Here is an 11742-nt window from a genome sequence, read left to right on the forward strand (position 1 = left end):
CACTCTGAATCGAGAGATCACCATGAAACGAATAATGAGCTTGTTACGGGCCACCCTGGCGACCTTGTTGCTCTGGCATGCCCTGCCGACCCTGGCAGCCGAGCTGCCACCGCTCTCGCTGGCTGACGCCAAGGCCAAGGCGGCGGTCATTCTGGATACCCGCGCCAGCTACTTCTACCAGGGCTGGCCCATGGAGGGCGAGCAGCAGGGCGGCCACGTGGCCGGTGCCGAGAACCTCTCCGCCGACTGGAAGTACAGTGATGAAGAGTGGCCGGCCGCGCTGGCGACCAAGGGGCTGCAGGCCGATCGGCCGGTGGCGCTCTACGGTGCGCCGCGCGAGGTGGCCGAAGTGGCCCGCCTGCTGCGCCAGCAGGGCATCAAGCAGCTGTTCGAGCTGCAGGGCTGGAAAAGTGCGCCGCGCGAGCATCTGGCCCGCTGGCAGCAGCTGGTCCATCCGCGCTGGTTGGCCGATCTGCAGGAGGGCAAGCCGGTGGTGGCTGCGCCCAAGGGCGACTGGAAGCTGTTCGAGGTGGCGTGGGGGTCACCCAAGGCCTATCTGCTGAGCCATATCCCGGGGGCCGGCTACATCGACACCAACCGGCTGGAAGAGGAGCCGCTGTGGAACAAGGTCTCTGACGAGGCGCTCAAAAAGCTGCTGCTGGAGAACGGCATCCGCCACGACACCACCGTCATCCTCTACGGTCGCAACACCATGGCGGCGGCCCGCGCGGCCCACCTGATGATGTATGCGGGCGTCGAGGACGTGCGGCTGCTGGACGGCGGCCTGGATGCCTGGTTCGTGCAGCACCTGCGCACCGAGACCGGGCTGGCCAACACCTTCAAGCCGGCCAAGGAGTTCGGCGTCGCCATCCCGGCCCATCCCGAGTACTACACCACCCTGAGTCAGGCCAAGGAGCTGCTCAAGCAGCCCGACGGCGCCCTGGTCAGCGTGCGCACCTGGGACGAGTTCGTCGGCAATACCTCCGGCTACAGCTACATCAAGCCGAAAGGCGACATTCCGGGCGCCAAGTGGGGTCGTGGTGGTGTGGATGCCAACAGCATGAGCGACTTCCACAACCCGGACGGCACCATGAAGCCGGCCCGCGAGATCCTCGCCATGTGGGATGAGTGGAACATAGAGCCGACCCAGCAGGCCGCCTTCTACTGCGGTACCGGCTGGCGCGCCTCCGAGGCCTTCTTCTACGCCTGGCTGATGGACTGGAAACGGATCAGCGTCTACGACGGCGGCTGGTACGAGTGGAGTGCCGATCCCAAGAACCCCACGGTGACCGGCGAGCGCAAGCCAGCCAAGTAATTGATAATCCAGAGCAGGCCGGACTCATGTCCGGCCTTTTTGTTGCCGCATTCGTAGCACGGGCGAGGGGACACTACACTTTTTGCGAAGGGATATCAGATCGACGTGAGGAGTGACTGATGAAACGGATATGGATAGGCCTGCTGGTCGCGGGCGTGCTGGGACAGGGGGCGATGGCCGCCGAGCGGGCGCGTTATCTGGTGCAGCTCAAGCCGGGGGCGGAGGCGGCCGTACTGGCCCAGAGCCAGGGGATGGGTGGCGAGCTGGCCCTGGCGCTGAAGGAGCAAAATGCCCTGGCGCTCTGGTTGCCATCGGCCGCCGCCACGGCGCTGGCGCACAATCCCAACGTGCTCTGGGTTGAGCCGGATGCCAAGCGCTATGTCAGCGCCGAGACCCTGCCCTACGGCATTCCCATGGTGCAGGCGCCGCAGCTGAGCGATGCCGCCGCCGGCGAAGTGCTGGTGTGCATCATCGACTCGGGTTACAGCATCAACCACCCCGATCTGCCGCACGACACCAATCTGGTACAGGGCTATGACGATGCCGGTACCGGCAACTGGGACAGCGACGAGAACAGCCATGGCACCCATGTGGCGGGCACCATAGCCGCCGTGGGGGGTAACGATCAGGGCGTGCTCGGGGTGTTGCCAAACCAGAGCGTGCCGCTGCAGATCGTCAAGGTGTTCGGGGCCAACGGCTGGGCCTACTCCTCCAACCTGGTGGGGGCGCTCAATGCCTGCAAGCAGGGGATGAGCAGCCGCGGCTTCACCCGCATGGTCATCAACATGAGCCTGGGGGGCAGCGTACCCAGCAAGACCGAAGAGAGAGCCTTCAACCAGGCCTACAGCCAGAACGTGCTGAGCGTGGCGGCGGCGGGCAATGCGGGCAACACCAGCAAGTCCTATCCCGCCTCCTACAGCAGCGTGGTGAGCGTGGCCGCCATCGACGCCAACAAGCAGCTGGCCTATTTCTCCCAGCGCAACGATCAGGTGGAGCTGGCCGCCCCCGGCGTCTCTGTGCTCTCCACCGTGCCGACCGGGTACGCCTACTACAGCGGCACCTCGATGGCGACGCCGCACGTGGTCGGGGTGGCCGCCCTGGTCTGGTCGCAGCGACTGGAGTGCAGCAACGATCAACTGCGCCAGACCCTGCGCAGCAGCGCCCAGGATCTGGGTGCCCTGGGGCGCGACAACAGCTTCGGCTACGGTCTGGTGCAGGCGAAGGCGGCCGCTGACAAGCTGGCACTTGGCTGCGGGTCCGGTACCGGAGGCGGTGGCAGTAGCAAACCGGGTGGGCGCAAGTAGCTGATTCTTGATGTTGATCCCGTTGCGGCAAGGGTGGCAAACGGGCTCATCTGGTTGAGCTAGGCTTCAGTCACCACCCTCGTGGTGAGGGTGAAGCGGGAGGCGAAACAGGCGATGAAGCAACTGATGATGATCCTGGTGTGTGCCCTGGCGTTGGCGGGGTGCAGCTCGCAATACATCATGAGCACCAAGGATGGCAAGATGATCACCACCGACAGCAAACCCAAGCTGGATGAGAGTACCGGCATGTACCGTTACTACGACACCGAGGGGCGGGAGGTGATGATCAAGAAGGATGACGTCACCCAGATCATGGAGCGTTGAGGCTCTCCTCAAGCAACAAGGGCTGCCCGCGGGCAGCCCTTGTCATTTTTGGTGCTCAGGCCGTCTGGGGCACCTGGCGGTTCACCTGACCCACGAACAGCTGATGGAAACGGGAGTGGGAGTTGGCCAGCAGGCTGACCGGCGAACCCTGCTCCACCACGGTGCCAGCCTCCATCACCACCACCTTGTCCACCGACAGCAGCGGCTCCAGATGGTGAGCGATCACCAGGTAGCTGGCCTCCGGTCGGTAGCGATAGAGCAGCTCCGCCATCTTGCGCATGCCGCCGTGGTCGAGGTCCGAGGTGGCCTCGTCCAGCACGATGAGCGGGCGGCGCGACAGCAGGATGCGGGCGATCACCAGCAGCTGGGTCTCGCCGGCGGAGAGTTGCAGCTTGTCGAGCTCCTCGTCCAGCCGGCCGGCGCAGCGCTCGGCCAGCCCCACCCGGGCCAGTGCCTGCTCCAGTGCCGCGTCGTCATGCTCGGTCAGGGGCGCCAGGTTGGCCCGCAGGGTACCGAAGAAGGTGAGCGGGATCTGGGAGACGGTGTCGTAGAGATCGCGCACCGCCTCCGGGGCCAGCCGGGAGAGCGGCTGCTCGCCGTAGTAGATCTCCCCCTGGGTGGCGGGATACATGGCCTGCAGCACCCCCAGCAGCGAGCTCTTGCCGGCGCCGGTACGGCCGCACACGCCCACCTTCTCGCCGGGGGCCAGCTCGAAGTTGACCTTGTGCAGCGCCCACTGGCTGGCCTGGGGGTAGCGCAGCCCCAGGTTGTCGAAGCGCACCTTGGGGTGAGCGGTGGCGAGGGCCTCCCCCTCCTGGCGCTCGCTCTCTATTTCGCTGTATTCGCGCACCCGCTCCACCGCGTTCATCACCTGCTCCACCTCGGCGAAGGTGCGAATGAGGGAGTTGAGCATGGCCGAGGCGGTAAAGGCGTAGGTGATGGCCACGGCCCCCAGCAGCGAGCTGTTGCCAAAGGCCACCATCAGCGCCACGGCGCCCACCAGAGCGGCGGAGAGCAGGGTCTGGTGCATGCCGAGCCAGCGGTTGATGGAGGTGGTGGTGTACCAGCTGCGCAGGTTGTTGTCATAGTGCAGCAGAACCTGATCCAGCGCGAAGCGCTCGGCCCCGGCCAGGCGCAGGGCGGGGGCGCCACGGATGGTCTCGCTGATGCTGATGTAGAGCGGCGAGCGCAGCACCGATGCCTGCCGCCGCAGCTTGAGCTGCACCGCCCGGTAGCGGCGCTGCAGCACGTAGAGGGCCCAGCCCACCAGGGGGGCGATGAGCAACAACAGCGGCATGTTGATGCCGATCACCACCACCTGCAGCGCCACCGACACCAGCATGCCGAACAGCCCCATCAGCATCGACAGCAGGATCTCCTGGGCTTCCCCCAGATCCCGGTCGAAGCGGTTGAGGATGCGCCCCTGCGGCACCTTGTCGAAGAAGGCCATGGGGGCGCGGCTGATGCGCCCCAGCATGCCGTCAAACAGGGTCCAGGCCAGCTTGAGGCCGAGTTTGTAGTTGATAACCCGCACCACCATGATGCAGGTGAGGGAGCCTGCTCCCAGCAGCACATAGATGCCGAGCAGCTCGCTCACCTCGGTCACCCCGGCCTTGCCGCCGAGCCAGAGATCCGAGGCGATGCGCAGCCCCTCCTGACCCAGGGTGAGCAGCAGGGCGAGCAGGATGGCGCCGGGCGCGGCCAGGCGCTGCCACATGAAACCGAACAGCCCCCAGTCCACCTTGCCCTCCACCACCTTCTCCTCGCTGAACTGCTCCGCCTCTTGGGGCGGCACCGGCGGGGTGGGCTGGGGATGCTGGATAAGATCCGCCAGCTGGTGGGCATCGAGCTCCACCAGTTCACCCTGCTCGATGCGGATCACCCGATCGCAGTGAGCCAGCACGTCCGGGTCGTGGCTGACCAGGAGCCGGGTCGGCCCCGGCTTGAAGGCGAGCCCCCGCTCCAGCACCTGGGCCGAGACGATGGGGTCGAGCGCCGAGAGGGGGTTGTCCAGCAGCAGGATGTCGGCCCGGGCGTAGAGGGCGCGGGCCAGGGCGACTCGCTGCTGCTGGCCGCCGGAGAGGCGGGTGCCGAGCTCGCCCACCAGGGTCTGATCGCCGTGGCTGAGCAGTTCGAGGTCGGCGCCCAGCGCACAGGCCCCCAGCACCCAGCGATAGCGCTCGGCGTGCCAGGGCTGGCCAAACAGGATGTTGTTGCGGATGGTGTCGTTCATCAGCCAGGGCTTGTGGCCCAGATGGGCGACCCGGCCGTGGCGGCGGATGCTGCCCTCGAAGCTGTCGTCAAAGCCGGCGACCAGGTGCAGCAGGCAGCTCTTGCCCGCCCCGGTGGCGCCGGTGATCCCCACCAGTTCCCCCGGCTGGATAAACAGGCTGGCTCCCTGCAGCACGGTTTTTTGCTGGTGCAAGGCGGTGACGTTGTCGAGCTGCAGGGCCCCCACCGGCAAGCTTGAGTCGGTGAGATCCCGATGCTGCTCGGGGCTGTTGAGGAACTCGCACAGCCGGTTGAAGCCGGTGTTGAAGTTGATCAAGGTGCGGATGAGATAGGGCAGCCGCATCATGGGGATGCGCAGCACGGTGAACAGGGCGATGGTGGTGAACACCTGGGGCAGGGTGAGCTCCCTGCCCGAGACCAGATAGGTGGTGAAGGTGGCCAGGGTCACCAGCAGCGGGGTGCTCAGCATCAGGCTCTCGTTGATGGCATCGAGCCGGAGCACCCGTCCCAGCACCCCCAGCTCCTGCTGGCGCTTGTGGCCGGCGGCCCCGGTGAAGAAGGTACCGAGCCCGTTCTGGCGCACCAGCCGCAGCTTCTTGATGTACTCAGCCAGGATGCCATTGCGCTCGTCCTGCTGGCGCTTGAGCTGCTGCTCCTGCTGGTTCATGCGCCGCACCACCCGGGTGGAGATGAGCAGCAGCAGGGTGAGCACGGCGAAGCCCACCAGGCCGGCGCTGCCCACCTGCCACACCAGCAGGGCAATGGTGCCGAGCAGTTGCAGCAGCATGGTGAGCGGCATGGCGGGGTCCGCCAGAATCCAGGTAATGTCCCACACGTCCCGGTTGATCAGGTTCTGCACCCGGCCACCGGCCCGGTCGTCGAAGCTCTTGCCGCCCAGCTTCATCACCTTGGCGAGCAGGGATTCGGCCAGCAGGCGGCGGATGGGCACGTGCATCTTGAGCGCCAGCTGCAGCGAGTGCTCCGCCAGCATGCCGGAGGCGAGCACGGAGGCGAACAGGGCCAGGGCCAGCAACAGCTTGTGGCCGGTGTCAGCGCCGGTGCCAAGCTGGGTCATGCTGTGGTTGAGCAGCCAGGGGCTGGCCAGGGTGGCCAGCATGCCAAGCAGCTGCAGCAGGGTAAGCAGGCCGATGCGGCCGCGATACTGGCGCCAGATAAAGGCGGTGATGGGCCAGGGGCGCACCGGCTGGGCGGTGGTGAGCGCGAGGAAGGCGTCGGCGCGGCCATCGCGCCTGTCTTCCGGCAACAGGGGATAGAGATCGTCGAGGTTGACCTGGGGCTCGGTCAGCCCCTTGCGCTGCAATGGGCCGGTCCAGTGATAGAAGAGGCGGCTCAGCCAGCCGGCCGATATTTCCGGATGATCCAATGGGTGTCCTTATTATTTTGTGCTGCTTCCAGGGGGCGGGGCGGCTCATGGGCCGCCCTCGATATTGTCGTCTTGCTGCGGGCGCGAGCCCGGCGGGATCAGCGATCCCGATTCATGCGGATGAGTCGGTCCAGGATCTGCTCACCATCGACCCGCAGGCCGTTGTGCTCGTACTCGTTGGTGATCCAGGCGCGGCTGTTGCCAAGCCCCTTGAGGGTGTCGCGGCTGTAGTCGAACTCCACGTACATGTCCTCGGCATAGACGGCGCAGGCCACCGGCACTTGGTTGCGGGCCAGCTGCGCCGGGTCGTAGAGGGGGCCCCAATCCGCCTTCTGGGCCAGCAGGTGGGCGGCCTCCTTGAGCGGGATGAGCTCGCGGAACTGCTCGAACATCCAGGGGAAGATCATCTCGCCGGTGAAGGCGAAATCCTTGCCCGCTGCCCAGGCCAGGGCCGGGTATTCGCTTCTCACCCGCTCGGCCGCCCAGTTGCTGGCGCTCCCTTCGCAATAGATGGACTCGTGCAGGATGGCGAACACCGGGTTGGTGTTGAACGGCTGCATCGCCTGCAGCTGATAGAGGAAGGCGGGGTTGAGCCGCTCGCCGATGAAGGCGTCTTCCAGCAGGTAATAGAGTTCTTCGAAGGTGCCGCTGGCACCCAGATCCAGCCCCTGCTGCTGCAACTGCTCCACCGTCAGGCGTTGGCCGTTGGGCAGGCGCACCTCGTGGTTATGCAGGTGGTTAGCCAGCCGGTTGGCGATGGCCTGGGCATGGGGGAAGCGGGCGAAGAAGGCGCGGTTCTTGTCTGCCACCCGCTGGTAGGTGGCACGGTAGACCTCGTCCGCGCTGCGACCGATGGGGGCCACCCCGCCGGTGAGGTAGACCTCGTGCAGGCTGCCTGGGAACAGGGAGAGGTAGGTGAGGCTGCAAAAGCCGCCGAAGCTCTGGCCGAGCAGGCTCCAGGGGCGACCCGGGCTCAGCACTTCGCGAACGTACTCGGCGTCGCGCACTATGCTGTCGGCGCGAAAATGGCCGAGGTACTCCGCCTGCTGACGGCCAGTGAGCTGGGCCAGCGCATCGGCACTGATGGGGCTGGAGTGACCGGTGCCGCGCTGATCGAGCAGCAGCACCCGAAACTCCTGCAGAGCCCGCTTGATCCAGCCGCTGGCGGCGGTCGGACGCGGGGCGCCAAAGCCGGGCCCGCCCTGCAGGAACAGCAGCCAGGGCAGATCGTCATGCAGCCTGTCCTGGCGGCAGAGGGTGCGGCCGAACAGGGTGAGGGTCTCCTCCTCATCCGGTCGCTGGTGGTCGAGGGGCACGGTGAAGAAGCGGGGCTCGCAATGGATGCCGTCCAGCACGTAACGCAACGGGCTGCTCATCTGGGGTCTCCCTGAGGGTAGGAAAATCATCGGCCTCATCATAGCCCTGGCGCAGGAGCGGGTCACGCCGGTTTTCCAAATTGTTAACATTGTTGCCAAGTGAAAACGGGGGGACGCTGGGTGATGAATTTATTGTCGGCAAGGGAGTTGACGGTGGCGGGCCGGCTGCACAAAGATGGCTCGCCTGCCAACGGGGCAGGGGTTGTAACAGGATGAGGTGGGCGCGATGAAGCCTGGGTGGAGACGATTGCGCAAAAAAGAGAAACGGGTGAACCCGGAGGGTGTTCTGCAGACCGGCTTGTTGCTGTTCAGTGCCACCTGCGGCGCGACCCTGCTGCTGGCAACCTGCAACGGCAGCTGACCGGAATGAAAAAAGCCCGCTCGATGAGCGGGCTTTTCAAATTTGGCTCCTCCTACTGGACTTGAACCAGTGACATACGGATTAACAGTCCGCCGTTCTACCGACTGAACTAAGGAGGAATTGTGGTGCCCAGAGACGGAATCGAACCGCCGACACGGGGATTTTCAATCCCCTGCTCTACCGACTGAGCTATCTGGGCAACGGCGCGCATTAAACCCTTTCTGAACGGATGTGTCAACCGCATGGCGCAGATAGTCGGACTGTTCGCTCGACAAGTGAGCAATCAGGGTGTTTGTTGGGCGGTTTGGCCTGTTTTCATCTCAGGTGGCGGGTCGGCAGATGAAAAAAGGGGCCCTGGGGCCCCTTGTCATGGCTGTCGTGCTCAGTGGCGGCTGACGATGATCCGCCCGGTACTCATGTCACGGGCCTGACCGGTGACGCTGATCTTGAGCCCGTACTCGGGCAGCAGGCGACCGGCATCCGGGATCTCCTTGCTCTGGTAGCTGCGGGAATCCTTGAACACCCGGTTCGGGGTGATCCAGAAGTCGCGCAGCAGGGAGCCGCTCGGGTGCTTGAGGTTGAGCGGCTGCTGGAAGCCCAGGCTGAAGGTGGCGTCGTGGATCTGGTAGCGGGTGCCAGCCACGGCGCCGTCGCTCCACTTGAGGGTGCGCTGATCCGCATCCACCACCCCGAGGAAGCCCTCACCCGGGTGGACTCCCACCCAGTTGTTGACCTGGCTGTTGTCCACGTACCAGAGCAGCATGCCCGGCTCGTAGCGCATCAGCTGGTCGGCCACATTGATATGGGCCAGCCCCTTGTCCACTCCCGCATGGTTGCGCCACTCGGCCAGGTAGTAGTGATCCTTGGCCTCGTTGCCGTCGCTCTTCACGAAGCCAGCGAGGGTGAAGGGGGAGTTGCCCTCGGCACCGTCGCTCAGCAGGGTGTCGCCATCGGCGAGGATCTGCAGCTCGTCCACGAAAAGCCCGTTCTCGGCCACACCGCCGTCGCTCAGGTATTGCAGGGTCAGAGTGACCTGCTGACCGGCCCAGGGGGTGAGGTCGAACTCGGCATCGGTCCAGCCATTGGAGTTGCCGGTGATGCCGACCCCGAAGCCGACCCCGTTGGGATCGTCACTGGTGGTCAGGTTGCCCGCGATGGGCTGGCCGTTGACCAGCACCCTGGCGTAGTCGTACCCCTCTTCAATCTGATACCAGGCCTTGAAGTTGAGGCTGGCGCTCTGTTTGCCGCTCAGATCCAGCTTGAGGCTCATGCGGTTGTCGAGGTTGTTGCCCTTGCCGCCGTGGTACTCGTACTGGCCGGCGTAGGGCGGGTTGAGCGGGATCTGCTTGGCCGGCAGGTTGATGCGCACCACGTCGTCGTTGCGCCCCTTGTCGTTGGCCTGATCCAGCATGTAGACGTTGCCGCGCGGGCTGAGATCGGCGAGCTGCACATTGCTGCCGTGCAGCCAGTTGCCGCCGAGGGAGGCCTGCAGGAACTCCTTGGCCCAGGCGGAGAAGCCGGTCGGCTCGGTGCCGCCGATGACCCCGGCCCAGGAGCCGGAGGACATGATGGACCAGGTCGCCACCGGTTCGCCCTTGCCGGTGTACTTGGTGTCGTACTCGTCCGGCAGCCCCAGATCGTGGCCATATTCGTGGGCACAGACCCCGGCCGCCGCATCGATGGGCTGGATGGTGTAGTCGTAGGCGGCAAATTTGCCACCGAAGTTCTGGCTCGGGCTGCTGGTGCCCGGGATGGGGTAGGGGGCACCCAGGTTCCAGCGGTGCGCCCAGATGGCGTCTTCGCCGAGATCGCCGCCACCGGCCTCCTCGCCGACGCTGGAGTGGAAGATCATCAGGTGGTCGATGAGGCCGTCCGGCTCATCCCGATTGCCGTTGCCGTTGAGATCGTAGCGATCCTCCTGGTCAAACTCGGACAGATCGATGGAGGGGTCGCCCGCCACCTGGATCAGCGCCTCCTTCACCAGCTCCCGGATGGTGTTCGGGGTGGCATTGGCGCCGTAGTAGGCGGCGTTCTTGCTGGCGGTATACCAGCCCGCCACCTGGCCGCGCACGCTGTAGCTCTTGCCGGACTGCTGCTCGTAGAACTGGCGCATGGAGATGAACTGCTCGCCGTTCGGGCCGGCATAGCCCTTGGACGAGAACAGCAGGTCGTTGTAGTGCTCCGGGGTGTAATCCGGGTAATACATCTTGGTGAGCTCGGGGCGGATGCTGTTCTTCGGGTAGTCGGGGAAGTCCACCAGGATGGCGAGGATCTTGTCCTTGCGCATCTTGCCCTGGTAGTGCTCCCGCTCGATGGACTTGAGCAGCAGGGTGGGCACCCGATCGCCGGGACGGGCGGTGCCGTTGAGGCGGAGCTTCTTGAGGATGGTCTCGCGCACCTTGCCCTCTTTCACCGCCAGGGTGCCGCTGTTGCCCTGATAGGCCCGCGACTTCTCGCGATAGTAGCTGGCGAGGGCCGCCTGCTCCTGCTCGGGGGAGGCCAGGGTCGGGATGCGGCCGCTCTTCTTGAGCATCTCCAGCACCTTCACCTCATCGGCCAGGGGGGCATCGAACGGACCGTGGACCGGGGCGGCCATGGCGTGGTTTCCAATCATAAGGGTTGAGCCGACAAGCAGGCTCATTATTGTTTTTTTAGGCATTATCTATGTGCTCCTTCACATGATAAAAAGGGAGCCTCACTGGCTCCTCTTTCCGTACGGGCGATGGATTGCCCGCGTCCCTTGATACACTCCGTGGATGGCCTTGTCACCGTCACGCCGCTGGTGGATCCTGCTGATTTCAAATGGCTTGATGGCGCTGTCGCGTGGTTTTGACACATCCGAGCAAAGCTCCATATGGAGCAATCCTGTTTTGGCGGCAGATTACCCTTTATTAACCTTTTGTGATGGCACCCCATTTGGGGTGGCTGTGGACGGCGGCTTATCTTGGTCTGCCGCATTGAGCCGGATGGGCTGTGCGAGTATGCTTTGCCGCAACCGGGCCTGCGGGGCGGCAGATGGCCGAGATGGCACCGTCCGCGCTGGCATTTGATCACAACACAGTCGCATCTGGGGTTAATATGAGTCTTGATATGCAAGAGTGGCGCGAAGAGACCACCGCCATCGTCAACGAGTTGCTGGCCGATGGCAGCAACCCGGATCTGGAGTACGAGATTGAGCACCACTTTGCCTGCCAGGATTTCGATCTGCTGGAGAAGGCGGCGGTTGACCTGTTCAAGGCCGGTTTCGAAGTGACCGATGCCGAAGAGATGGAGCTGGATGACGGCGCCACCATCTTCTGCTTCGACGCCACCGTCGAGTGCAAGCTGGACATCGAGACCATAGTAGCGGACATCGCCACCATGCTGCCCATCCTCGAAAAATACGGCGTGGACTACGACGGCTGGGGTACCTACTTCCAGGAGTAAGCTGCCTGATGTGTGCCAGC

The 11742-nt window shown here is 64.8% G+C and carries 7 protein-coding genes and 2 tRNA genes; 4 read left to right on the forward strand and 5 right to left on the reverse strand.

Annotation, left to right across the window (positions count from 1 at the left end):
- The first annotated feature begins 22 nt into the window (after positions 1-22).
- The 3 genes from ACB033_RS00065 to ACB033_RS00075 all read left to right on the forward strand — a co-directional run bounded on the left by ACB033_RS00065 (position 23) and on the right by ACB033_RS00075 (position 2943).
- Entirely contained in the window at positions 23-1315 is a 1293-nt protein-coding gene (locus tag ACB033_RS00065; RefSeq protein WP_139723935.1) for a sulfurtransferase, read from the forward strand.
- A 119-nt stretch (positions 1316-1434) separates the two neighbouring features.
- Positions 1435-2619 carry a S8 family peptidase gene (locus ACB033_RS00070; RefSeq protein ID WP_043170367.1) on the forward strand — a complete coding sequence of 395 codons (1185 nt, stop codon included), beginning with the start codon at positions 1435-1437 and terminating at the stop codon, positions 2617-2619.
- A gap of 114 nt (positions 2620-2733) precedes the next feature.
- Positions 2734-2943 carry a YgdI/YgdR family lipoprotein gene (locus tag ACB033_RS00075; protein ID WP_010632998.1) on the forward strand — a complete coding sequence of 70 codons (210 nt, stop codon included), beginning with the start codon at positions 2734-2736 and terminating at the stop codon, positions 2941-2943.
- Between the two features lie 55 nt (positions 2944-2998).
- Here ACB033_RS00075 and ACB033_RS00080 read toward each other — a convergent pair whose 3' ends face one another.
- The 5 genes from ACB033_RS00080 to ACB033_RS00100 form a co-directional block, all read right to left on the reverse strand.
- Positions 2999-6559: an ATP-binding cassette domain-containing protein gene (locus ACB033_RS00080; protein ID WP_139723931.1), complete on the reverse strand. Its 3561-nt coding sequence runs from the start codon at positions 6557-6559 to the stop codon at positions 2999-3001.
- A 98-nt stretch (positions 6560-6657) separates the two neighbouring features.
- A complete protein-coding gene (locus tag ACB033_RS00085; protein ID WP_371140273.1) occupies positions 6658-7935 on the reverse strand; it encodes an alpha/beta hydrolase in 1278 nt (425 codons plus the stop codon).
- A gap of 404 nt (positions 7936-8339) precedes the next feature.
- Positions 8340-8415 (reverse strand) — tRNA-Asn (locus tag ACB033_RS00090).
- Between the two features lie 4 nt (positions 8416-8419).
- Positions 8420-8495: transfer RNA gene (locus ACB033_RS00095), tRNA-Phe, on the reverse strand.
- A 183-nt stretch (positions 8496-8678) separates the two neighbouring features.
- Positions 8679-10955 carry an immune inhibitor A domain-containing protein gene (locus tag ACB033_RS00100; protein WP_371140274.1) on the reverse strand — a complete coding sequence of 759 codons (2277 nt, stop codon included), beginning with the start codon at positions 10953-10955 and terminating at the stop codon, positions 8679-8681.
- A 419-nt stretch (positions 10956-11374) separates the two neighbouring features.
- On the opposite strand from ACB033_RS00100, the gene rraB reads away from it, so the two are divergent.
- Positions 11375-11722 carry a ribonuclease E inhibitor RraB gene (gene rraB, locus ACB033_RS00105; protein WP_080628938.1) on the forward strand — a complete coding sequence of 116 codons (348 nt, stop codon included), beginning with the start codon at positions 11375-11377 and terminating at the stop codon, positions 11720-11722.
- Positions 11723-11742 lie beyond the last annotated feature (20 nt).

The sequence above is a fragment of the Aeromonas sp. S15(2024) genome, assembly GCF_041402265.1.
Lineage (GTDB): Bacteria > Pseudomonadota > Gammaproteobacteria > Enterobacterales > Aeromonadaceae > Aeromonas > Aeromonas dhakensis.